We start from the raw sequence: 24,237 nt of genomic DNA, 5'->3' as shown, positions 1-24,237 counted from the left end.
CTTATTCGACCAGAAAAACAAATGGGTTGTCAGATAGCGTAGTCACAAAGATGCATGTCGTTCGTCGGCGATAACCGACATGCATCGCTGAAACAGTGTTATCGGACGATAATATTGATTATGAACTAATTAGGTACAGAATTAATCGCTATCTTTTGATGAAGTTTCCGGATATTCTCTCAACAGCCGTCGCATGAACTGGTTCAGGCAATTACTCGAAGCCGACAATACTCCCCAGAATTGGCTCCTGCGGCACAGTCTGTATTGGGTGGTGTTTATGGTTGGGTTGTCGGTTGCGAATATTAACTTGTTTAGCAGCTTTCCGGAAGCACTTCAGAGCGTGTTCATGGGTCTCCCGCAATGTGTGCCAGGCACGTACCTTTTTCTTTATTTTGTGCAACCAGCATTATTGCGGATGCAATACCGTCAGTTTCTATGGCGGCTGTTACTGTGGATGCTGACTTTTCTGTTGTTTCGGCAGTTCCTCATCATGGCAGAATTGCCGACGGGCCTGTCACTGACTAATTTTTCCCGCAATCCGTTTCAGATCATGTTTGATACAGGATTTATGATGAATAATTGTTTCGTATTCCTGGCGGCTTCGATGAAGATGTTTCGGTATTGGTATCGGAAAGAACGCGATAATCAGCAGCTAGAGCAGGAAACACTGCTCATGGAATTGCAGGTGTTGAAGGCCCAGGTTCATCCGCATTTTCTCTTTAATACGCTCAACAACATTTACTCATTGACATTGCAGCAGTCCGTCAACGCATCAGAAATCGTGCAGAAACTATCAGGTTTGCTCCGGTACATGTTTCGCGAATGCAATGCCCTGGAAATACCTCTGAGTAAAGAAATCGAACTGCTCCGAAACTACACCCAACTCGAACAAATCCGCTATGGCAATCGCCTGAATATGGACCTGACCGTTCGGGGCGACCTGACCGGTAAGAAAATTGCTCCTCTATTACTAATTCCGTTCGTAGAAAACGCTTTTAAGCATGGTGCCTCGCAGCAAACCGACCAAGCCATTATTGAACTTTGCTTGTGTATGATGGATAATGAACTGAATTTCAGGATAGAAAATAGCCAAAGTGCCGATCTTACCCAGCCACAAACGCCGCACAGTGGGTTAGGTCTGGCAAATGTCAGGAAGCGGCTGGCCTTAATCTACCCGGATCGCCATCAACTGGCTATTCGTTCGGAAAGCACCCGGTATCTAGTCGAATTAAAGATTCAACTGAATTAAGCTTATGTTCCCGTTTCTACCCAAAAATCGTTTCTATCGCCACGCGCTGTTCTGGCTGGTCGTGGCAGCGTATTTTTTTATACCTCAATGGATTTATCATGATTACATTGACACGGTTACGCATTACTATGTCGACGGCAACGGCAGACCGTTCGATTATCAGCATTCGCCCTATTTTCTGACTATTCTGTTCCTCTATGGGTTAGCCATTGGTATATTCTATGCTTATGCGTTCCTGCAGTGGGCGATGCCCCCGCTGCTGAGTGGCCGCTATGGAAAGGGCCTTGGGCTATATCTGCTCATCACGGTTGTGGTTTGTTACGTAGCACGGATCACCAAAGGATTACATATGTCTGTAATAGATCCACTCCTGCAAGGCAAACCGTTACGCCCATTTGAGATCCGGTATTTTAATGATTATTTCTTCGATCAGGTGTATATGTATGAATATAGCACCATTATTCTGGTTCTGGCTGTTTACAAATTCTTTACTAACTGGCGGCAAAAACAGCAGGAAGCCAGCCGCCTGGAACGGAAAAGAATCAGCACCGAAATTCAACTGATAAAAAGCCAGATAAACCCTGACTTCGTGATCCGCTCGCTTGATGAATTAGATCGGCTGATACTGCAAAAGTCCAAGCAGGCCCCCGAACTGGTTCTAAAATTGGCCCATTTGCTACGCTATATCTTATATGAGAGTAAGGCTGAATGGGTGATGCTGGTGAGGGAGATTGATTTGATTAATCAATACGTTTTTCTGCAACGGGCCATACATCCCACTGACATGGAGATATCGTTCACGGTCCGAAGGGCTACTGAAAACCACTTTATTGCACCTTTATCGCTGTTCATCCTTGTTGAAAACGCATTTCAGCAACTACCGGTTGGAGAATCTGGCGAACCAGCCTGGATATGCATCGATCTGGCCGTGACCGAAACACAGTTAATACTGAAAGTCATTAACGGGCAGATGAGTAAGCTGACCAATAACTCAAAACAACTTGCTGATATACAGAAACAATTGTACTTCCATTACCGTGATAGATATGACCTTCAGGTACACGCAGAACCCGACGCTTACATCGTAACACTGACCCTGCCTTTTGTTGTATCAGCGATATCTCCATTTAGCCAACCGTCAACGTCCCAGCCCTCGCCCTACTATGAAACTACGCTGCCTGCTCGTTGACGACGAGCCACCCGCCTTAGATGTGCTGGAACTCTACATCGGATTGGTGGAGGGGTTAACCGTAGCCGCCCGTTGCGAAAATGCCCTGCAAGCCTTTCAGGTATTACAACAGCAACCTATCGACCTGATGTTTTTAGACATTTCAATGCCTAAACTGATCGGCACCGATTTTTTGCGAACGCTGCGTAACCCGCCCCCGGTTATTATCACCACGGCTTATCGGGAATATGCCCTTGATGGCTACGACTTAGACGTGGTCGATTATTTGATCAAACCCATCCCCTTCGACCGGTTTCTGCGGGCGGCTGGCAAAGTTCTGAAAACGGTGGACACTCCATTAACGGCACCCCTTCCCGAAAAGGAACCGAGTCGATCGACCGAAGCCGGGTTTCTGTTTTTCCGGGCCGACCGTAAATTAGTGAAGGTGATGACTTGCGACATTCAATATATAGAAAGCCGGAAAGACTATGTCCAGATTTTCACGACAACCGCCAAGCCCTTGGTTGTGAAACAAACCATCAGCGCTCTCGAAGCCATGTTGCCCTCCGATCAGTTCGTACGGGTACACCGGTCATTTATTGTAGCAGCGGCCCATGTTTCCACCTATACGCCCCGGCACGTTGAGGTAGCACGGCAAGAGTTTCCCATCGGGCGGTTTTATCAAAAAGACGTTGAGCGGGTGCTGAGGGTTAGTTCGTAACAAATGGTTCATCGCCGCCCACTAAGCTTAAAAAACCCTAGTTGTAAAACAAAATCATGGAACTATCACCGATTGGAGCAACCATAGAAGAAAACAAGTCGTTTGCTGATCATCCTGACTGCCAGACAAGCCTACCCATGACGATTGAGTTCTTTAATAGAATTGGTTATACACCGCCATGGATAGGTTATTTTGCCAGGATCAATGATAAAATTGTAGGGGGCGCCGCTTTTAAAGGAGGGCCAAAAGATGGTAAAGTAGAAATTGCCTATAGCACATTTCCTGCCTATCAACGTCAAGGTATTGGTAGCGAAATGTGTAGGCTATTGGTAGTGATTGCCTTGCATAACAATCCGGCTATTAAAATTACAGCCCGAACACTCGAGCAAGAGAATTATTCAACACGGATTTTGAAGAAGAATGGTTTTAAATGTGTCGGTACAGTTTGGGATGAAGAAGATGGCACCGTCCTGGAATGGGAGTATCGAAGCACTATTTTAAGCAATAGCATAAAGTCTTGGTGAGCTAATCGAGAGTTCGTTTAAAATCGAAAATTAACTCGCTCAATATGAATTAGTTATAGCTAAGGTTCTGCAATCGTTCGGTGCACCATACGAGACAAAGCCAGATTTTCTGGATTTGTCTCGTTTTTTTATTACCTCTAAGTCCTTCATTTTCTGATAGATAAGGTTGGCAAACGCATTGATTCTTGGAGTTCGATATGCTTTTCCATCAAAAATTCGGCATTGAACCGAACTTGCATCCCGAGCTACAATCATAATAGTAGTATAGTTATACTTTCCTCTTGAAGTTGGGGAGCTCCTATCTTACGAAATCAGACATAGTTCGACTCACTGCATCTCCACGTCAACATGTTTCAAACCGTACAAAAGCCCGTAAAATCATTGCTTTGTGGCTTTTGTACGATTTATAACGCGAATCCAAATTGTTCAATATCAAACAAAAGCAAAGAACTTCCGCTCACTTCATCGTATTTCCCAAAATTTCCATTGTCGCCTTCTGACGGCCCTCAACAATTTGTTTAGCCTTCAATGCCTTTTGCTTTGCCTGTGCGGGCTTTTGGGCAATAGCCAGTACAGTGGGGACAATACGCGCCACTTCTTCGGGCTTGTCCATATCAAAAAGCCAGTCGTCGAGCCCAATGTCGTGCCACATAAAGCCTTTGGTAGTTTGTTCGGTGAACCGGCAAACGACAGCGGGAATGCCATGACCGACGCACATGATGGGCGAGTGCATTTCAAGTCCGAATAATCCTGCGGATTTCAGGTAAGTACTCAGCGCTTCGTCCGTCAGCCAGTAGCGGTCGCGCCATACCACGCGGTCCAGGTATTTCTTGGGTAGCTTGTCAAGCAGCACTTCTTTACCCAGTTTGACATGCGTTTCGTCCTCCGGACAGATCAGGATCTTCAAATCCGTTTTGTCCAGCACAGCCATCATTGCCTCCCGGATTGGAGCATTATCGTGTTCCTGCATTTCCTTGTTTTTCCCATCTTTGAAGGCGTCGAAAGGTGTATTCCGGGATTTTACCTCCCAATAAGGAGTATAGCGCTGTCGTGGGATCACGCAAAGGAATTTTCCCGGGGTCAATCCATTGGTTTTCAAAAACGCGTCGGCTAATTTATCATTTCGAAGGTCTACTGCAAATGCTCCGTCAGGTCCGAATTCCATGATCGGGCATTTTACGCCGTTTTTACGGGCATATTCAAGCGACGGCGAATCTCTGAAAAAAGTGAACGCTGCATTCGTAAGTAGTTCCGTATCCGTTTTGAGCGAAGCGATTTGCTGCTCGGTAGGTGCCCCGTAAAAGCCTGGAAACGTAATGCCATAGATACCATAAGGTTTACCGGTTTCCTCGCGCCATCTTTTCACATCAGCCCGCGCCACCAGAAAAGGCCCCGATCCGTGGAGGAGGAAATCGCCCTCGGCAAAAGCCTGCTTAATGAGCTCAGGGGTATTTACGATCTTAACATTGGGGAATCGCTGTTCAAGAATTTCTTTTACACCATTACCGATACTGCTCGGCCAGAGCCGGATTTCTACATCGGGAAGGTGTTTTTCAAGAATGGTGAGCACACCCGGCGTGTGGCCGATGTCGCCAATGTTGACGGTTTGCCAGGAAGAGCGAAGGATCACTACTTTTTTCTTTGCCGGAGTCGCACCCAGGTTCTGGCTGAGCAATGTGGCCAGCGCCAGGCTGGAAGTTCGTAGAAAATTGCGGCGGCTGGTCTGGATTATCATGTCGTTAGTTATTTTTTTAGCTTTTTCAATGTTGGCTTTAATGTTCAGGAATATACATTTTCTTTTAAAACACCCATTGTTTTCTTGAAAATCCCGTCGACCAGGTTCATCGCTTTTTTGACTTTCGCCTGTGACTTTGCTGGATTCCGGATCATATCGAGCACCGCTGGTGTAAGTCGGGCTACGTCGGCAGGAGTGTCCAGATCGAACAGCCATTCGCCCAGCCCGACATCCCGCCACATGAAACCTTTGCTGGTTTGTTCCCTGAAACGACAAACGATCGCAGGTATACCATTCGCCACGCACATAATGGGAGAATGCATTTCAATACCAAAAAGACCGGCGGAGCGAACATAGGTACTGATGGCCTCGTCGGTAAGCCAGTAGGTGCTGCGCCACACCACTTTCGCCTTCACATCGTCGGGCAGCGGGTCGTACAGCATTTCTTTTCCAATTCGCACCTGTGTTTCGTTTTCGGGCACGATCAGGACTTTTTTCGATGTCTGCCGCACCACTGCGATGATCGCCTCGCGGATCGGCTTGTTATCCTGCTCCTTCATTTTATCATTATAAGCCTCCTTCGCTTTGTCCACAGGCCGGTTCTTGCTTTTGAGCTCCCACCAGGGAGTGAAACGGTACTGGGGGATCACACACACAAATTCCCCGTCTTTCAGGTTATGCTCTTTCAAAAATGCGATCGCGGGCGCATCATTCCGCAGGTCTACCGCAAACGCCCCGTCGGGAGAGAAGCCTGTAACCTTGCAGGTCAGTCCATTGGATTTGGCAAAATCATAGGAAACCGAGTCGCGGAAGTAGCAGAACCGTGCCTGGTTCATGAGCTCAATATCCAGCGGATCAAACTTCCCTTCCTGCTCTTTAAACACATAACTACCAGGGAAGGTAATGCCATAAATACCAAAAGGTTTACCGGTTTCTTTCCGCCACACATCCAGATCCTTACGTGCCACCAGGGAAGGCCCTGATCCATGCAGCATAAAATCGCCTTCCTTCAACGCTTTCTGCTTGTCTTCATCGCTTTTAATGATTTTTACTTTGGGGAATCTTTTAGACAGCATTTCTTCCACGCCGTCTCCGACGTCAGAAGGCCACAAACGCACCTCGGCCTGAGGAATGTGTTTTTCTAAAAGCGTCAGTACGCCGGGCGTGTGCCCAATGTCGCCGATGTTAACCGTCTGCCATGAGGAGCGAAGTATAATCACTTTGGCCGGGGCGGCGGAAACGTTTTCCAGTGCGCCCATCACCAATCCCATCAGTAGCGGAGTATCTTTTATAAATGCTCGTCTGTTCATCATTTGATTAGTATCGTTTGGCCGTTTTGCCGGGCTTGTTCAAATTCTTTCACTGCTTTCCTGACAACTGGTATATCGCTTTGTGATAATTTCTTGACAATGTCGATAACCTCCGGCGGATGCTGGCTGCTACTTTTCAGCGCATTAAGAATCTTGACGGCCATCCAGGGATTCTCAGCATTCAGATCTTCTGCAACAGTATCGTACCATTGCTTCGATAATTCGGACACTGGTTTCAGCCGGGTCAGTATCTCTACCTTTTCCGGCTGTTTTTTTGCTTTATAAATAACCGCTAACCGATCCTGTATTCCTGGTTTTGTCAGATCCAGCTGTTGTAATGCATTCAATGCTACCGTCCGCAGGGTTGGATCGGTGGAATCAGTAAGGCCGTCGAGCACAATGGATTCTGTGAAAGCATCCTGCGGAATGTGGCCCTGCCCAAACATATCAAGCAGAAAGGGAAGAAACTTTGCTCGATTGGTCTGCAATGTTTTTTTCAGCTGGTGGTTTTGCGTTAGTCGCTGGGCGGTCAGTTTTGCGAGCTGCTCCTTTTCGCCCACATGGATCAGGTGCCAGAGGGTATGCGTGGTGTACACGGCCTTTTCAACAGCCGCCTCCGCAATTTCATGTTTTGTTGCCCCGGACACTGCATCGACGCTGCTGTCTGCGGGTTTTTCATCGACCAGCTCACTCAATGAGTACTCCCGCAATGGCGACCAATCGTCTTTTAGGATCGACATTAACTTGCGGTAGTCCCAGGCCTTGAAGTCGCTGTGATCGGTTTTGGTCAGCGGCTCCTTAAAAACTTCAAGACCGGTAAAATCTCCCTTGAAATCCCAGTAAATACCCACATCGATCGGGCGGCAGTCGCCGGTGAGGCAAACCTCCGTGGCAATGCGCCGGTACCAGTACATCATGCCATCCGAACTGGTATATTCCCGCACGGAAAACGGTTCCATGTGGTCATCATTCATGCTAAAAGAAAGCCCATCCGTACTCAAAGCCAGCTGTTCCAGCTCAGGGGTACGGTAATACGTCCTTTCCGACATTTGTCCAAAGCTTAGGGTCGCGGAAAGCGATAAAAACAGCAGTAACAGGCGTATTCCAAGCATAGGTACCTAGATCTCAATCTCTTTTTTCAATGCTTTCGCAGGCTGTGGGTAGGAGAGCCCCGCCAAATGTTTCTGCCAGCTTTGAGGTTTGTAGCCCCAATCTTTTCCGGTAAGTTCATGCAGCTCACTGAGTGCAAATGATTTATAATTGTAATGCAAATCGTCAAGATATGCGTGCAGAAGTTCGTATCCTTTCTGGCTTCCGCAACGTGCCATAGCAGCTGCAATGCTGATTTCCAACGCGCCACCATGCACTTTCCAACGCACTTTATCATACTGTGAAGTTACATAGCCGCTGATATTCGTGTCTTTCAGCAGGTTCTCAAACCCACTGATCAGCGACGGATCGGGAATGCGCTCAGCGTACATGGCCAGGCTGACGATACGGTTGTGAAAAGGCACTATTTTAATGTCGATGCGCTCGTTATAGTAGTCATTGGTGCGGGGTACCATTCCGCCACCGGAACCGGTTTTTTCAAGAATATATCGGATGGACTTCATTTCCGACCCGTTGCCCGACATACCCAGTAATCCAATGTTCTGATTGATCTTCCAGAAAAGCCCTTCCAATTTGTTCTTTTCACGGCCCCTAATACTGTCGTAATCGTCGATATAGCCTTTTGGATAACCATCTTCCTGTTCCAGCTCGAAAAGATTAACTAACTCTTCGCCGATCAGCGCATTGCCACCGGCATCTCCAAACCATGCCAGCATTTTGGCCAGCAGGAGCTTTCCGTCTTGGCGGTCCGTTTTTTCAAAACGTTCCTTGATCAACGGCAGGATTAGAGATTTTTCGATCCGGCTGCATTCATACAGATACTCAGCCGCACCCGATTCCAGCTGTTGCACGCGGCGTTCTATTTCCGCAGCATCGGCGCGCAGGTCGCCTGGTTTTTTACGCATTAACTCGGCCGGCAGGTATCCCAGCGAAACCCATTCTTTTTGTAATGTACTCACGTCGTAGTCTCTCGGACGAATCTTTTTCCAGGCAACATCCGCGGCAATCTGTCCGGTCAAGTAACCGAGTACGAGCAGGTCTGCGGTCATGCGTGTGAATTGCAGCGCATTACGGCTTTGTCCAAACCCACGACCGGAAATCAGCAGGCCGTCGAGCTTTTTGGGAACAATCGACCGGTAAGGAACTTCGACGGTAATGTCGTTGGAATGGGGCAGAAGAAACCCGCATTTACTGAACTCGGAAGATGCGACATTATGCGGGTCAAAATCGCTGCTCGCCAGGGCAAGTACGTCTTCGAAATGCCTTTTTTCAACACAATCAATCAGGTCAAGATTGTGAATGCCGTCGATTCGACGCGATTCCCTTACTGTCATAAAAGGATGGAAATCGTAGCAATGTGCTTCGTAATGCGATATGAAAAGTCCACGCTGCTGTTCGGACACTTTTCTGTTATCCAGAATGTCGTAGTCCCGATTAGTCGCCGAGGGTAATTTTCCTGAGCCGGCAATGTCCCACTGACTGTAATTTTGAGTAAATCCAATCCTGGAATCGCCGATCTCAAAGGTAGCACCCGCCATCGCAGCGACATCGCCGTCGCCGGTAGCGTCGATCGTAGCGTCGCCAAGCACCAGTTCAAGCTGACCGTGACGGCATATGACCACGCCTTTTACAACATTACCATGAGTAACAGCCCCGCACAGAATCGCCGACGAAATGAATTGGCCGCCTTTATCCAAAACCGCCCGGAGATGGTAAATCTGCCGGCCAACCTTTTTGTTCATATTGACTTCCAGCGCCAATCTTTCGGCTTCGTCATTTTGCTTTTTGAAAAAAACATTATCCTTCACGCCGTGATAGTAGCCCATTACGCCGCCCATTGTTTTGGTGCCGCCCAGGTCGTTGAAGTAGTCGATCACGATGGTATCCGCACCTTTGTCCACCGAGCCAGCTGCCGCCAGCGCCCCGGCCGTACCGCCGCCCGCGACAACTACTTGCGTTCGACGTTTGGCGACAACTGCATCCGTCCAATCGAGATGTACGGCTTGGAGTGGAACATTAAAGCCGGGTTCTTCGACTTCTTCGAACTTTACTTTCCTGATATCCAGTTTCTTACCAGGCAGAATTAGATTTTGCGGAGCGCCGGTTTGCGCCGGGATTTTTATCCGGTCGACCAATTCCTGCGCTTTTTTCTCCTGAGCCAGCAGCGACGAGGCTGAAAGCTCGGTTGAGAAACTGTCCAAGATATAATGTCCGCTCAATGAGGTTGTAGGAGCCGCATTGTCGGCCATTGTCAGAGAAGCTTCAAGCGCATACTGTTGTATCTGAGCGGGGGCGAAGCCGGAGCCGAGTGTTTTTATTTTAGTACCAAGCTGCGCCGCGATCTGGCGGCCTTTGTGCTCTATTTCTTCAAGTTTATCTGTGTCTACCGGATATTCGAATGCCAGGAATGCCTGATCATCAGAAAGTTTGCCGGGATACATTGTTAGTTTGTTACCTTCCAGACCCAATGAAGCATCAGTTTTAATTTCTTTGAAGGTCGGTTTACCTACTTTATTTACTTCTATCACAAAACCCGCTTTCTGCACTTTTAGCGACTTTCCAGCAAGTCTCCTACTGAATATCAGCTGGTCCGAGGCATCAATGAAGGTTTTACACGGAACTGAAAATACACCCTGTTTTGTCGCTACTAACACGCCACTCACTTGGCCTTTGCTTTCAAACAAACCGCAGGTATCGGTCATCAGGAGGATATCCACCTTTCCGAGCAGCAGGTTTCGCACCATTCCTTTTCGAATACTCCCTTTGAAGAGCGCAACGTGATCGCCAAGCTGGCTTTTCCCTTTCCCGGCAGATTTTGTATTCTTGATTTCGGGCTGTTCCTGCTCAGGCAGCAAAAGCTCCTGCAAATCCGGACGTAGCGTGTCGAATCCCTGTGCACTGAGCCAGAGCCGACTTTTAGCAGCCAGCTCGAAACCAGGGCTTGACCGTTTCTCCACGATCAATACTTTCTTCCCTTTCGACGAAGCATGCAGCGCAGCAAAGTAACCCGAAAGTCCCGCTCCATTCACCACGATATCGTAATGTCCGACCGCATTCTTGCCGTCGAACTGTTGACCGATCTCGGCCATCGCCTGTTCGCTGAGCATGGAGCTGGTCAGGAATACTGCGCCGGTGGCAGGTAGGGTCAAATGCAAAAATTTACGCCTGTCCATAGTTGGGCTCGTTTTACTTGTCTTTTACAAGTGTTTGAGGTTGAGTTTCTTCAATTATTTTTTTCAGGTCGGCGATGTATACTCCCCTGTTATTGTCGTCGTAACCATTAAAGATCACATATCGGCCGGTGCGGTCCCAGGTAGGGTGGGCGTCCATCCGGAATGAATTGTCCTTCACGTCCGGTACCTTCACTTTTGCAAGAATAATCTCTTTTCCAGTGCTGGTATTCATTAGCCGGATCGGCACAATTCCGTCGCCTTTGGCTACGCTTGTTTCGTGGTTATAGGAGTCGGTAATGATCAGCGGCAAGCCTTTCGGGTGAAAACTGGGGTGGCCGGAACCGGGAGAAAAAACGGTTTTCATCTCCGAACCGTCGTATTTGGCGGTGATCAGTTCCAGCCCGTTACGAGTACTGTCCACTTCCAGGTTCATGGAAAAATGGTCGCCGTCGGGCATCCAGGCCATGTGGTGCCCGCCTTTGGCGTATTGTTTGGTGGTGATGGCAGTACGAATGTCGGTGCCGTCAGGTTTGATCGTAATGAGCGCCACCTTTCTCGGTCCGCCTGCTTTGGGTTTAATGATCAGACAGGTCATCAGCCTTGTACCCTGCGCATTCCACATTGCTTTGAATGTATATATCTCGTAATTTTCCGGATCGTCAATCCCTATTTTCGGTTTGGCTTCGTCAAAAATCCTTTTGATCGAGGTGATCATTTTAGTTTTGCCCGTGGCGACATTCGTTACAAAAAGTCCATCATTGCTTACGACTCCGGAATTCTTGGTGCGAAACTTTTCCGGCAGGATCACGCCATAGCCTGATTGGGCATAGACCGAATTGATCATATTATGACTTGCGGCCTGGTTTCCGTCTTGCGTGACCATGAATGTAGCACCTTCCCATTTTCGGGATGTTTTACGGATCGGGTCGTGTAGGATTGTATATGCCTTCCAACTGCTGGTATCTACCTGATTGTAAAATAGTTCATGATCGGAAGCACCCCATTGTACATTGGCTCCTACCTGCATTTCCCAGCCGAATGAACGTTCAATAACGGTTTCTTTATTAGTGGCCAGATCAATCAGCACGACTTCTCCTACGTCGCCTGCTTCCGGGTAATGGTCTTCGAACGGGATGCGGAATAAAGCGATGTATTTGCCCGACGGGCTGATAGGCGAGGTGTCGTGAAAGCGGTGGATGATCTTGCCGGAGGCCACCTTGCGGATCGGAATGTCGGCAGCTCCGCCCGCCAGATTTTGCTCTGGGAGTACCATTCCGGAAAACGCGGCTCCCAGCAAGCAGATCAATGTGATGATCAAAAAGTTTTTCATAGTTAATGTCGGTCAAACAGGCTAGTAACCTGGATTTTGTACCAGCTTCGGATTCGCATCCGTGTCGGATTGCGGGAAGGGGAATAGTACGTGGAATGGCTGAATCTGTGGGTTCCGGTTGAAGGTAGTCTCCGCTTTTACTGCCTCAATGAGCTTTCCTGTACGCAGCAGGTCGAAACGACGGTGGTTTTCGAAAGTCAGTTCGAGGCGTCGTTCCAGCCAAACGGCTTCTTTAAAAGACTGATAGGTCAAATTGGTCAGCGCAGCAAGTTTGGCACGAGTCCGTACTTTGTTCAATGCGGCATAGGCTTCGGCAGTAGGTCCGTTGTTAACTTCATTTAATGCTTCTGCGAACAGCAGCAACAGATCGGAATAACGAAGTATCGGAATACTGGTACCTTCGCCACCACTGGTTTTCGCTGTTTTATCCCACAATTTTTGGAATGAAACTGCTTTTGTAAAATCCGGATCAGTTATTGAAAGCTCGGTAGTAGTGCCATTATAAGTGTAGGATGTCAGGAAAGTAACCGGCTTTCTTGTATCCTGAGCTGAATATAGATCGTACAAACTTTTGGTAGGACGAGCAATGCCGCTCCCGCCGCTTGGAAAAATGAGGGCACCTCTTACCCCATATCCTCTACCATGGCCGTGCCCGCGGACATCTGTCAGGTACTGGATCTCAAATATATTTTCTTTTCCACCTCTGGCTGAAAGCGCAAATGCATCGGCAAAATTGGCGTACAAATCGTAAACACCTAAATCGATCACCTGTTTGAGTTTCGCGACAGCCTGAGCCCAGTAGGGCGATTGGCGGTCGGTACCTGCCATTGTCACATATACTTTGGCAAGCATTCCCATCGCAGCGCCTTTTGTTGCCCGGCCAACGTCGGTGGCAGGGTAGGTGGCGGGCAGGACTGCTTCCGCACTGGCCAAATCTTCCATAATCAATTTATAAACCTCATCAACAGAAGCTTTTTCAACTTCGAGACCGTCAAGCGATGTGGTTTCGGAAGTCACAATGGGTACACCGCCGTACCATCTCACCAGATTGAAGTAATGCACTGCCCGCAGAAAACGCGCCTCTGCAATGTAGCGGGTTTTCAATGCTTCGTCCATGGTGATCCCGGGCAGCCTGTCAATCACAATGTTCGACCGGTTGATGCCCCGGAAGCCACCGGCGTATTGGGTGATAAATGAGTTTGCCGTTGTGATCTCATAGCGCCAGAGCTGCGGCCTGTCTGCCGCACCCGTGAGGAACGGAATCGCATCGTCGGTTGTCACCAGATCGGCAAAAGGATCGGTGTTTCCGATTGCGGCGTAGCAGGCGCCCAGAGCCGCTTTCGCATCCTCCGCTGTCTTATAATAGGTAGCATTCGTCAGGTTGGTGACGGGTGTCAGGTCGAGTTTGCTTTCGCAGGACATTGTCAGTATAGCCGGAAGCAGATATATGAGGTAACGTTTCATGGGAGTAATTTTAGAATGTCAGATTTAATCCTACAAGAATGGTTTTAGCAGCAGGATACCCGCCGTAGTCGATACCTTGGCTCAGTGAAGAACTTCCGTAACGGTTCACTTCGGGATCGTAACCCGTGTATTTGGTCAGCGTGAACAGGTTCTGGGCGGCAATGTAAATCTTCGCTGCCTGCGCGTGAAGTTTGCCGCGCAAGCTCTGCGGCAGGTTATATCCAAGCGAAATGTTCTTGAACCTCAGGTAAGAACCATCCTCCACATGCAGGGTAGACAGTAGTCGCGAGCCGCCCGCTGCGTTGGCGCGGGGAATGGTATTGCTAGGGTTAGTAGAAGTCCAGCGGTCCAGAACTCTGGCCGACTGGTTGTTCCCGCCTGTGAAATTAAGCTGATCGAAAGACCCGTAATTTAAGATTTCATTGCCATATGAGCCTTGAACGAACAGGTTAAACTCAAATCCTTTAAAAGCAACTGTGTTATTGATTCCTCCGAAAAAGTCGGGATTGGCGCTGCCAAGAATGTCGCGGTCGCTGTCGTTGATTGCGCCGTTACCGTCGCGGTCAACGTAGCGAATGTCGCCAGGCTTGGCTGTTTTCTGGGCAGAGTTGTCTATATCCGATTGGTTCTGGAAAATTCCGTCCATGACCAGTCCAAAGTAGTTGCCGAGCTCGCTGCCAACGCGGAGTAGGATCGGATTCTGAGAGGTGTTCGAGATCGTCGCGTCCGAGCCGGTCCGGAATTCCTGCCGACCGTCGAGTGTCAGGATTTTGTTCCGGTTGAATGTTACATTGAATTCCGAGCTCCATCTTAAACCACCTTTATCTATATTAATGGTATTGAGCGCCAGTTCCACGCCCTTATTTTGCACGCTACCAATGTTTTTAAGCGTCGTCGAAAATCCTGAGGAAGTAGGTACGCTCACGTCGAAAAGCAGGTCGGATGTTTTTTTGTAATAGTAATCGGCGGAAATGGTGATCCGGTTACGGAACATGCCCAGGTCAAGACCAATGTCAAATTGCGCATTCTTTTCCCACCTCAAATCCGGATTGGCAATGCCCCCTGTGGCCGAACCTGTGTTCAACACACCTCCGATCACGTAGGGCGCTGAGCTTATGTTAGCCAGATATCTGTAATTACCGATCTCCTGATTACCCGACAATCCGTAGCTGGTACGCAGCTTAGCCTCTGTGACTGAGGGAATGTTACTGAACCATTTTTCATTATGAAGCTTCCAGGCCAGCGCTCCCGATGGGAAAAAACCCTGCTTGCGGTTAGGGCCAAATCGTGACGAACCGTCGCGGCGGCCGGTCAGAGTTAGTAAAAAACGGTCGTCATAGCCGTAGTTCACGCGGGCCAGGTAAGAGATCAGCGCCCATTCACTGGCTGTGGAAGTAGGGGCGATCAATGTAGATCCTGCTGACAGGTTGTTATATTCTGCAAAATCATCGGAAAACGTGTTGGCTTTCGCCACTGCATTTTCAGCTTTGATCTCCTGGATTGTATAACCGATCAGGGCGCTAAATGAATTTTTCGGGTTAAAAGTTTTGGTATAGTTTAATGTGTTCTCATTAAGCCAGTTGAGCCGTTGCGTGCTGGTGATCGCCGCGCTTCCCAGCACGCTTGCGCCCAGGATCGCATTCCGGGTGACGTAATAGTTGAGCCGGGAAGTTTGCACATCGGCTCCAAGGCTGCTTCTGAGATTCAGGCCTTCCATGATCTTAATGTCGACAAATGAGTTGGCCAGTAACCTGATTGCTGAGGTTTTGTTGGTAAATTCATTCAAAAGCGCCAGCGGATTGTCGGCTCCGAGACCATTGAGTTGTCCCTGGTTTTTGTAGTAGGTGCCGTCGTCATTGTACTGCTTGAAAGTCGGTGAATAGTTCATGGCCGCGCTGATCACACCTGTGTAGGAGAGGTTGCCGGTAGGTTCCGTCTGTGCATCGTTGTTCTCAGTATAAGCTCCCTGAAAAGTGAGGCCTACCTTAACCCGCGAGGATATGTCTGAATCAATGTTCGCACGCAATGAGTACCGTTTGAAGTCGGAGTTTTTGATGACACCGCCCTGGTCGTAGTAGCCAAAAGATATTGCATACCTCGATTTGTCTGAGCCGCCTGAAATGCCTAGCTGGTGATTCTGCATCGGCGCATTTTGAAGAATGGCGTCCTGCCAGTCGGTTCCTTTTCCGATCGTTGAGGGTAGTGGCCGGTCAGCGTTTGAACCGTCAAAATAGGGCTTGCCGCCGTTGTTTACCTGTGCCTCATTGACAAACTCAGCAAATTCCTGTCCGTTGAGCAATGGTATCTTGCGACGAACCGACTGAACCCCGTAATATCCTTCATAGCTCACAACCGTTTTCCCGGCTTTGCCATGTTTGGTAGTAACCATCACCACGCCATTCGATCCCCTTGAACCATAGATAGCAGTTGCAGAAGCGTCTTTCAGAATTTCAATGGATTCGATATCGTTTGGATTGATCGAGTTCAGGTTATCGGTCGGGAAACCGTCCACAACGTAGAGTGGGTCATTGCTGGCATTGACCGAACCTGAGCCACGGATCCGAATCGTAGAGCTACCACCGGGCCTTGCGGAGTTGCTCACCACCTGCACACCTGCCGCTCTTCCCTGCATGGCACGGTCGAGCGAGACAATGGGCGTTGCTTTAATGTTTCCTTCCCCGATCTTGGAGACCGAACCCGTCAAATCGCTCTTTTTAACCGTACCATATCCCACTACTACTATCTCTTCCAGCGCCTTAGTATCAGTCGCCAGCTTAATCGACAAATGGGACTGGTTGGTCACCTCCATTTCTTTTGAAATGTATCCCACAAATGAAAACACCAATGATACCGGTAAGCTGTTCAATGTCAGCTTGTATTCCCCGGTGGCGTCGGTAGCTGTACCTTGCTGGGTACCTTTTACCATTACACTTACACCTGGAAGCGGCTCTCCCGCTTCGTCGGTTACCTTGCCTGAAATAGCAACGTCCGCGCGTGCCTGAGCCTGCGACGTGGCTGCAAGTGGTTCATTACTGTTGGGCCTTCCTGTTCCAGTTTGCGGATCAGCTGCATTGTCAATGCTTGCGGTTTTAATGGCTCCCGGTGCCAGGTTGTTGGCACTGCTGCTCCGGTCGACGATCAGATAGGAGCTTTTGTTGACCTTTTTATAGGTCAGGCCCAGCGGAGCGAGCATTTCATCGAGGTTTTTTTCAACGTTCCATTGCTTATTAATCCGAAAGTTGGAGACCTGCACACCATTTGTTGCCTGCGAATCGAACAGGATATCGATCCGGAAATAGTGTTTCAGCTCGTTGAGCGCGTCTTTTAGTAGCAATTGTTTTACCGGACGCTGCGTATTGGTATTCTCTTGCTTCCTTTGGTTAATGGCCAGCGCCTGGGCACTTGCAGGGAAGGAAATGAGCAGATGGAGAAAGAATGTAGCTCCCCAAATGGTAGCCAGGTAGAAATGTCTAGACATGGTCGGGTTAAGTTGATTAGGAACAGTTTGATAGGGTAGCGGCCGGGAATGCTGATATCAGCCGGTATTTTAATGGTCTGTAAAAAGCACTTTGTTGTTTTCGCGACTTACCGAGAGGTCGAGAACTTCTGCGATTGATTGTAAAAATTCGTCGATGGTCCGTCCTTTAAAAGAGCCCATTAATTGCCGGTTAGCGATCGTCTGGCTGCTGAATGTCACATCAAGTCCGTAGGTTTCGTGGAGCTGGTAAGCCATTTCTTCCAAAGTTGTTTCGTCGAACACAAACCTTTTGTTTTCCCACTCCGAATAGGCTTCCGGTGCTTCCGTGCGGGTCATTTCCATGGGTCGGTCCTTTTTGAGCTTCACCACGTCGCCGGGTTTCATGATAAGCTCTTTCTCGTCGGCAGCTTCCACGTAATGCAGTTTCACTTTCCCGTTGGTAAGCACCACTTTGGAGCCGAATTTTCGGGCCGACATGGTAAACTCAGTCCCCAATACCTCCACGGTGAAGTTTTCAGGCGTGTTGACGATGAATTTCTGATGATTTTTCAGGTGTTCAACGTCGAAACTTGCATCGCCTTTCAGGTATACTTTCCTTTCTATTTCCCCAAAATTCCAACGGGATAATTTCAGGATTGAATTTGCATTCAGCTTCACTTTACTGCCGTCACTGAGCTTAAATGTCTCAATCTCTCCGTAGCCGGTTTGATAGGAAATGTAGTTAATCGTATCCCAGTTATACCAGGTGAGCCCCAATGTAACCGCAATCACTGCGGCGATCTTGCCAGCGTGGTTTCTGGTCCATTGCGCCAATTGTGCACGGAAGCTGGACTGTTCTATGGATTCTACGGCTTCTTCTTGTTCAATGATAGAAAAAAAATGTTCGAGCGCAACTTCGCTTTGCGCGTCGTACTGGAGATGGTTTCGTTCCCATTCTTCCAGCCATTGATAGTAGAGCTCTTCGTTTGCCACGTCAGCCAGCCAGTTTTCAATGGCTGTCCTTTGTAGCGGGGATGTTTTGTTTGCAAAATGGTCGAATATAAGCCTCTTGCTGATCGTTGGTTTCATATCAGATCCAATGTTCTTTTAGGCCATGGCGCATAGACAGCAGCGCCCGACTGATGTGTACTTCAACAGTTTTGATGGATATCCCCAGTTCATCGGCGATCTCCTGGTATTTCTTTTCTTCAAATCGGCTCATTAAGAATATCTTACGACATTGAGGAGGAAGGCTTTGCACGAGTTGCTGAACCTGGTTTAAAACCTCTTCGTACTGGGTGATCATGTCAGGTAGTTGACCATTACCGGATACATGAGCTGCCGCGGCGTCCAATTGTTCCATAGGCCGGAATTCCAGCCGGATGTAGTTGTAAGCCTCATTACGCACCGAGCGGAACAAATAGAACCGGTAGGAGGAAGTGATATTCGCATAAGCCTTGGATTTCCACAATTTACAAAACACCTCGCTGACAATGTCCTGAGCTACCGTATCTGAATATACGAAACGCGCTGCGTGGCTGCAAAGCACTTTATGGTAACGCTTGAACAACAATTCGAAGCCATGTTTCGGACTTTGGTTGAAACCGTTCCTAATCATCCATTCACTGTCGATCGGACCATCCGGCTGAGCTGGCGTCCGCCCGAGGTTCAGCACTTTGTCTGGCTCGTCGCTTTCCCCGGGATTATCTTCTAGCAGGTTTTCAGTCATAAGAGACGGACAATTAATTCTTTGAATCGGTCAACTATATACAAGACAACTTTTAGAAAAATACCCCTTAATCAATTCAGGATTTTTTTTAAAAAAAATGTAAAATTTTTGGTGCAGATTATTCTGGGCAGGGGCAAAATATCTGTCCGGCCAATTGAAACGTGTGAATCCTTGCGGCCAAACGAACTATAAAGAATAGAAGCTTTGGCAAATTATGGAAAACAGGACCGACCCAGCAGTTGGGATCGGTCCTGTTTTCGGTGAAATAATTTTAATACCCGGGATTCTGAGGAAACGTTCCACCCATTAAATCGATCTGGTCCTGCGAAATTGGCCAGCGTACCATATGTGGTTGCATCACTATACCAACTTCATTAGATTTGGCACTACCAAATTTTTTATAAAGGCTCACCCGCTCGACAAGTACTCCCATTCTTTTAAGAAGGAACCAACGGCCTCCTTCAAAGGCCAGTTCCCTGGCATGTTCGTCCAAAATTGCATTCTGATCAATCGTTTTTAAGTCATAAGCGTGGTCGCCAAAAGCTCTGAAACGAACCTGATTGATATAGCTAAGTGCTTTTGGATCGGTTGAATTGTTTGTCAACCTCCAATTCGCCTCGGCAGCCAACAGAAGGGTCTCTGCATAGCGTACCAAAATAATATCCTTGAAGCTCGCAGCCGTACCTGGCGCCTTTACAAAATCCTGATATTTTTTCACACTCCAATGGTATTGCCGGAAGTTGTCGGGATAGGACGATTTTGGTAATTTTTTACCAAAAAAGGGTGAGCCAGGTTTGTTGCCTATGATGCTGTCCGGATAAAAATAGGCAGAGAAACGTTTGTCGGGAGAATGACCCGTAGCAGGATCCCAGCTCATCAGGCTCTTTAAATAATTGTTGGGAGTAGTCCAGCCATAACTGTTTCCACCGTAGATATTATCTTCAATGACGTGACCACCCGGCATCTCATAATAACGGCATTGAAACACGGCTCCGATCACCGTATTACTACCTCCTGCCAACGCGTCATTTCCTCCTAGAACCTGATCCAGCTGAGAGGTATAGATCGCTTCCGCATGATTCACATTCGCACCGAAAACATTTTCTATTGCCTGCAGTTGATAGCCACCTTTTGTAATGACTTCTTCGCATTGCGTTGCCGCGGTTACCCAGTCATTTTCCCAGGCAGCTACCTGGGCGCGAAGGTGACGGGCCAGCCCAAGGTTAACCTGGCCTGGTTTTGCTGTGTATGACAAATTGGCTAGCGCATAATCCAAATCAAATTTTATCAACCCTAAAACCGCTTCTTTCGTTGCGGGCTCGTAAACGGTTGGGGCGAATGCATTAGCCGCCGTGGTCGGGATGGTATCGATCAGGATGTTGTCATACAATTGCCAAAGTTTGAAGTAGGTCATCGCTCGGATGACTTTGGCTTCTGCGATCAAGGTGTTTTTACTGGCCGGCATGGTAAAGTTTACGTCACGGGCACTGCTGATCACGGCGCTCGCTCTGTCGATCAACTGATAACCTGCCGGCCATTTACCTCTGGGGAAGTTGATGGCGTTCATGCTGGCTTTGTAAAGTTGGGCATCGTTAAATGTCCGCGTACTTCCCAAATCATCTGCGCAGTAGAGCCAAAGATTATTTTGAGTTGTTCCATTTGCATCACTCACTCTTTCATAGGTGCGTTGTAAGTTATATAGGCCGCCAAGCGCTACTTTCAGGCCGGCCTCATCTTTATAAATAACGTCAGAGCTAATTCTTGTGAAATTTTCTTCTTGCAGCCAATCGGTGCAGGAGGAAGCAAGGAACATAAGTCCGAGGATTCCAAAAAGCGTTGTACCAATATTTTTCATTTGTATTTTTTTTAATAGGAAGAGCATAAAGTGTCCCTGAATTTTATTTTTATTCCCTGATACCATCTTTTCTACAAGCTAAGGCTCAATCCGAAAATCAAGTTTCGGGTCATTGGATAGGCATATAAGTCTTGCTCAGGGCTGTAGGCCTGATAATTGGTTTTGGTAATCAGGTTTTGACCCGTTACATAAACTCTTGCCTTGCTTAGTTTTATCTTGGAGATCAGGTTTGACGGCAGCTTGTACCCAATGGTAATATTTTGCAGTCTCCAGAAAGAGGCATCCTGTAATCCGATATTAAACATACCGGGAGGAGACGTACCTGCATTGGGTTGCGGATAAAGAGATGCAGGATTTTCCGGTGTCCAGTAGTCTACCTTAATACCATTTCTATTTCCTCTCAGGTCGCCACCCGCCGTGTAATCGTATAAGAACTGATTGTTTCGGATAATTCCCTGTACAGTGTATACGTCCATAGAAAAATCAAAACCTTTGTAGCTGGCATTCAAATTAAATGATCCGATCCACTTTGGATTTTGAGAGGTGATGCGGGAATCGGCGGCATCGATTTTTCCGTCATTATTGACGTCTTCTATTTTAGGTGTTCCCGGTTTTGGTGCTGCGTTTGTAAAAGGATCTTTGAGTGGCTGCGCCGTAGCCTCATTCACGGCAACGGGTGCCTGTACTCCGTCAATCTCCCATTTACCTGTTGCAGGATTGAAGGTTGATCCCGGATACACTTCTGTGCCCTGCCACACACCAAGGTATTTGGGTTGCCGGTAAATCGAAATGGGTTGACCAACGAACCAGTTGTTGGCAACATCGTCATCCTGTATCCCATCATTGTTCAAATCGCCATAGAGACTTATGATCGCATTTTTGTTCATGGTAAACGTGGTAGCGGCCTTTATCACCAAGTCGTTTTTTCTAAGCAAAACCCCGTCCAGACCCAATTCGATTCCTTTGTTTTGAACTTCGCCTATGTTGTCGGGCTGATTGGAATATCCAATGGAGGAATTCAACTGCCGGTATACCAGCATATCGGTAGTCCGCTTGTCGTACACGTCGACACTTCCATTCAGACGTCCGTTAAAGAGCTCGAAGTCTGCTCCTGCATTGAAAGTGGTGGAAGTCTCCCATTTTAGGGTTGGATTGGCCAATTGACTTCCTGGTGAGAAACCGGATACCCGATCGGCACCAAATAAGTAGTCTACCTGATTGGAAAGCGCTAAACTTCCATAAGGTGCAATGGCCTGATTGCCGACACTACCATAGCTTGCTCTTAATTTCAAAAAGGAGATTGCCTTGACATTGGCGAGGAAATTCTCTTTGCTGAGGGTCCAGCCCAATGCCACTGCCGGGAAATATCCCCATTTGTTTTCTGACCCAAAAACCGACGAACCATCGGCCCGGGCGGTGATGCCTATGGAGTACTTGGATTGGTAATCATACTCAGCCCGAGCCGCAATGGACAATAATCTTCGTTGACTTCCCCCGATGGTTGGAACATTGACTAATGCAGATGAAAGACCATAGATTCCGAGAATATCATTTGGAATCTGCGATGACGAGTTCCGGAAGTCATAATAGTTGGATTCGATCGCGCTTTCAACGAGGGTGAAATTCAGATTGTGGTCGCGAACACTCGTCTTATAAGAAGTGATATTTTCCAACTGCCATTCTGCATTTTCCTGGAAATAGATAGAGCCGTTCGCGGCTCCATTGACTACCCCGCTTTCTGATAGTCTCGAATTGTAATTCAGCTCTTTGTTATTCCAGGACCTGCGACTTAAGTTAATCCGGTTGTTGAATCCCTTCATCGGACTGATGTCTGCAAATACGTTGACAATATCGTTTCGGGCATTTTTTGAATTGTCGATTTCATTTAAGTTCAACAGCGGGTTAAAGCTCTCCTGATTCCCGCCTGGCCGGACATTGTATGATCCGTCGGGATTGTAGATATTGCCCAAAGGAGAAGCGGTAACGACCTGACGCACAATCCCCGCAACATCCGGGTCGCTTGATATTGCCAGCTGAAAAGATGTGTTTACACCTACTTTCAACCATTTGGTCAGCGTCTGATCAAGGTTTAGCCGTACTGTTGTTCTGTTAATCTTGGTAGTAGGAACGATACCCGTCATGTTCTGGTAATTGGTCCCGAAGTACAACTTTGTTTTTTCGCTGCCGGCAGAAAAGCTGATGTTATGGTTTTGGATGGTAGCTGATTTAAGTACTTCGTCGGACCAGTCTATGCTGCGATTTTCAGCAATGGCTCCCAGTTCGTCGGCACTAAAAATGAGCGCATCAGCCCGCATGATATTTCCGTTGACCGCTCTGTCCGCCTCTCTTTTTAGCTGCGCGAACTCCTGACCCGTGTAAACGTCAAAATTTCTTTTAGCTGTCTGGGTTCCAAAATAGCCATCATAGTTGACAGTTAACTTACCTGTTTTCCCTCTTTTCGTTGTGATCAAAACGACACCATTGGCAGCTCTCGCACCATAAATAGCCTGTGCCGCAGCGTCTTTTAAGATGTCCATCGATTCGATATCGGCAGGGTTAATGTCATTGATCGAACCAATTTGTATCCCATCAGCAATGACCAGCGGATCACTTCCTGCCGAAAGCGAACTCTGCCCCCGGATCTGTATTTTCGACGAACCTCCCGGCCCGGCATCATTCGTGGTAATGTAAACACCAGCCACTTTGCCGCGCATCATTTCCCCGATATCCAGCGAAGCATTTCTCGTGAGGGCTTCTGGCTTGACAGAAGCGATGGAAGTGATCACATCCTGCTTCCGGGAAGTTCCGTAACCTACCACAACGATCTCACCCAATGTTGCGGTTTCGGGAATCAGTTTAATATCGATTTTTGTGAGATTGTCCACCGTTTTTTCCTGCACGGTATAGCCAATGTAACTGATCACTAATACTGACTTTTCATTTTCTACCGCCAGCGTGAATTTTCCGTCACCATCCGTAACCGTACCATTTATGGTACCTTTCTCGATCACATTAACTCCGACGAGGGGTTGATCGGCCTGATCAACCACAATACCTGTTAATTTAATTGAAAGCATTTTCTCAGCATTCGCTTGTATCGAACCCAGAAGAAACAGCCCTATTAAAAATTTAACCAGTGTATTTCTTAAAACAGGTAAAGGTTTTTGCGTCATTTTTTGAACATTTTTAGGTTTACATTTTGAGTTTCTACATGCATCGAAGCACATTTTTTAACACGAATTTCGATGGTGTAAAGATGATTGTCTGCGGTAGTTCAGAAGGGCTAAAAATGTCTGTAAAAGGGGGCTGAATTGTCCTGAATAGGAGTTTAAGGATAAATATTTTTATATAACCTTGTTCCGGAAATTCTTCAACAATACCGGTTTTTAAATGTATACGACAAGTGTAAGTT

At 47.7% G+C, this 24,237-nt stretch carries 15 protein-coding genes; 4 read left to right on the top strand and 11 right to left on the bottom strand.

What is annotated here, in order from left to right:
* The first annotated feature begins 193 nt into the window (after window positions 1-193).
* Genes ABIO93_RS18705 through ABIO93_RS18690 form a run of 4 tightly spaced genes read left to right on the top strand, consistent with a single transcriptional unit; the run spans window position 194 to window position 3,662 of the window.
* Entirely contained in the window at window positions 194-1,249 is a 1,056-nt protein-coding gene (locus ABIO93_RS18705) for a histidine kinase (RefSeq protein ID WP_348070386.1), read from the top strand.
* Between the two features lie 4 nt (window positions 1,250-1,253).
* Window positions 1,254-2,438 carry a histidine kinase gene (locus ABIO93_RS18700; RefSeq protein WP_348070384.1) on the top strand — a complete coding sequence of 395 codons (1,185 nt, stop codon included), beginning with the start codon at window positions 1,254-1,256 and terminating at the stop codon, window positions 2,436-2,438.
* Complete coding sequence (locus ABIO93_RS18695) at window positions 2,413-3,138, top strand: LytTR family DNA-binding domain-containing protein (protein ID WP_348070382.1); 726 nt, start codon at window positions 2,413-2,415, stop codon at window positions 3,136-3,138. Before ABIO93_RS18700 ends, ABIO93_RS18695 begins: the two co-directional genes overlap by 26 nt.
* Before the next feature lie 56 nt (window positions 3,139-3,194).
* Entirely contained in the window at window positions 3,195-3,662 is a 468-nt protein-coding gene (locus ABIO93_RS18690; RefSeq protein ID WP_348070380.1) for a GNAT family protein, read from the top strand.
* A 457-nt stretch (window positions 3,663-4,119) separates the two neighbouring features.
* On the opposite strand, the gene ABIO93_RS18685 is transcribed toward ABIO93_RS18690, so the two are convergent.
* From ABIO93_RS18685 to ABIO93_RS18635, 11 genes are all read right to left on the bottom strand, one after another.
* Complete coding sequence (locus ABIO93_RS18685) at window positions 4,120-5,397, bottom strand: polysaccharide pyruvyl transferase family protein (protein WP_348070378.1); 1,278 nt, start codon at window positions 5,395-5,397, stop codon at window positions 4,120-4,122.
* 44 nt (window positions 5,398-5,441) lie between these two features.
* Window positions 5,442-6,710, bottom strand: a complete 1,269-nt coding sequence (locus ABIO93_RS18680; protein WP_348070376.1) for a polysaccharide pyruvyl transferase family protein — start codon at window positions 6,708-6,710, stop codon at window positions 5,442-5,444.
* The gene (locus ABIO93_RS18675) at window positions 6,707-7,819 is read right to left on the bottom strand and encodes a hypothetical protein (RefSeq protein ID WP_348070374.1); all 1,113 of its coding nucleotides are present in this window, start codon (window positions 7,817-7,819) and stop codon (window positions 6,707-6,709) included. The genes ABIO93_RS18680 and ABIO93_RS18675 overlap by 4 nt, the downstream gene beginning before the upstream one ends.
* Before the next feature lie 6 nt (window positions 7,820-7,825).
* Window positions 7,826-10,990 (bottom strand): FAD-dependent oxidoreductase, encoded by a 3,165-nt coding sequence (locus ABIO93_RS18670; protein ID WP_348070372.1) that lies wholly within the window; start codon window positions 10,988-10,990, stop codon window positions 7,826-7,828.
* Between the two features lie 13 nt (window positions 10,991-11,003).
* A complete protein-coding gene (locus ABIO93_RS18665; protein WP_348070370.1) occupies window positions 11,004-12,320 on the bottom strand; it encodes a hypothetical protein in 1,317 nt (438 codons plus the stop codon).
* Window positions 12,321-12,341: 21 nt separating this feature from the next.
* Window positions 12,342-13,784 (bottom strand): RagB/SusD family nutrient uptake outer membrane protein, encoded by a 1,443-nt coding sequence (locus ABIO93_RS18660; RefSeq protein ID WP_348070368.1) that lies wholly within the window; start codon window positions 13,782-13,784, stop codon window positions 12,342-12,344.
* 10 nt (window positions 13,785-13,794) lie between these two features.
* Window positions 13,795-17,262, bottom strand: coding sequence for a TonB-dependent receptor (locus tag ABIO93_RS18655; protein ID WP_348070366.1), 3,468 nt, complete (start codon window positions 17,260-17,262; stop codon window positions 13,795-13,797).
* 69 nt (window positions 17,263-17,331) lie between these two features.
* Complete coding sequence (locus tag ABIO93_RS18650) at window positions 17,332-18,330, bottom strand: FecR domain-containing protein (RefSeq protein WP_348070365.1); 999 nt, start codon at window positions 18,328-18,330, stop codon at window positions 17,332-17,334.
* 1 nt (window position 18,331) lies between these two features.
* Window positions 18,332-18,970 (bottom strand): RNA polymerase sigma-70 factor, encoded by a 639-nt coding sequence (locus ABIO93_RS18645; RefSeq protein WP_348070363.1) that lies wholly within the window; start codon window positions 18,968-18,970, stop codon window positions 18,332-18,334.
* A gap of 271 nt (window positions 18,971-19,241) precedes the next feature.
* On the bottom strand, window positions 19,242-20,825 hold the full coding sequence (locus tag ABIO93_RS18640) for a RagB/SusD family nutrient uptake outer membrane protein (protein ID WP_348070361.1): 1,584 nt from the start codon (window positions 20,823-20,825) through the stop codon (window positions 19,242-19,244).
* 71 nt (window positions 20,826-20,896) lie between these two features.
* Window positions 20,897-23,998, bottom strand: coding sequence for a TonB-dependent receptor (locus ABIO93_RS18635; RefSeq protein WP_348070359.1), 3,102 nt, complete (start codon window positions 23,996-23,998; stop codon window positions 20,897-20,899).
* Window positions 23,999-24,237: the final 239 nt, after the last annotated feature.

This window comes from Dyadobacter sp. (assembly GCF_039919315.1).
Taxonomy (GTDB): domain Bacteria; phylum Bacteroidota; class Bacteroidia; order Cytophagales; family Spirosomataceae; genus Dyadobacter.
The sequence above is the reverse complement of the archived record's forward strand: the minus strand, read 5'-3'. Positions and strand labels throughout refer to the sequence as shown.

Excerpts from the sequence above, each read along its gene's own strand:
- ABIO93_RS18705 (WP_348070386.1), top strand. The coding sequence starts at position 194 with ATGAACTGGTTCAGGCAATTACTCGAAGCCGACAATACTCCCCAGAAT.
- ABIO93_RS18700 (WP_348070384.1), top strand. The coding sequence starts at position 1,254 with ATGTTCCCGTTTCTACCCAAAAATCGTTTCTATCGCCACGCGCTGTTC.
- ABIO93_RS18695 (WP_348070382.1), top strand. The coding sequence starts at position 2,413 with ATGAAACTACGCTGCCTGCTCGTTGACGACGAGCCACCCGCCTTAGAT.
- ABIO93_RS18690 (WP_348070380.1), top strand. The coding sequence starts at position 3,195 with ATGGAACTATCACCGATTGGAGCAACCATAGAAGAAAACAAGTCGTTT.
- ABIO93_RS18685 (WP_348070378.1), bottom strand. The coding sequence starts at position 5,397 with ATGATAATCCAGACCAGCCGCCGCAATTTTCTACGAACTTCCAGCCTG.
- ABIO93_RS18680 (WP_348070376.1), bottom strand. The coding sequence starts at position 6,710 with ATGATGAACAGACGAGCATTTATAAAAGATACTCCGCTACTGATGGGA.
- ABIO93_RS18675 (WP_348070374.1), bottom strand. The coding sequence starts at position 7,819 with ATGCTTGGAATACGCCTGTTACTGCTGTTTTTATCGCTTTCCGCGACC.
- ABIO93_RS18670 (WP_348070372.1), bottom strand. The coding sequence starts at position 10,990 with ATGGACAGGCGTAAATTTTTGCATTTGACCCTACCTGCCACCGGCGCA.
- ABIO93_RS18665 (WP_348070370.1), bottom strand. The coding sequence starts at position 12,320 with ATGAAAAACTTTTTGATCATCACATTGATCTGCTTGCTGGGAGCCGCG.
- ABIO93_RS18660 (WP_348070368.1), bottom strand. The coding sequence starts at position 13,784 with ATGAAACGTTACCTCATATATCTGCTTCCGGCTATACTGACAATGTCC.
- ABIO93_RS18655 (WP_348070366.1), bottom strand. The coding sequence starts at position 17,262 with ATGTCTAGACATTTCTACCTGGCTACCATTTGGGGAGCTACATTCTTT.
- ABIO93_RS18650 (WP_348070365.1), bottom strand. The coding sequence starts at position 18,330 with ATGAAACCAACGATCAGCAAGAGGCTTATATTCGACCATTTTGCAAAC.
- ABIO93_RS18645 (WP_348070363.1), bottom strand. The coding sequence starts at position 18,970 with ATGACTGAAAACCTGCTAGAAGATAATCCCGGGGAAAGCGACGAGCCA.
- ABIO93_RS18640 (WP_348070361.1), bottom strand. The coding sequence starts at position 20,825 with ATGAAAAATATTGGTACAACGCTTTTTGGAATCCTCGGACTTATGTTC.
- ABIO93_RS18635 (WP_348070359.1), bottom strand. The coding sequence starts at position 23,998 with ATGACGCAAAAACCTTTACCTGTTTTAAGAAATACACTGGTTAAATTT.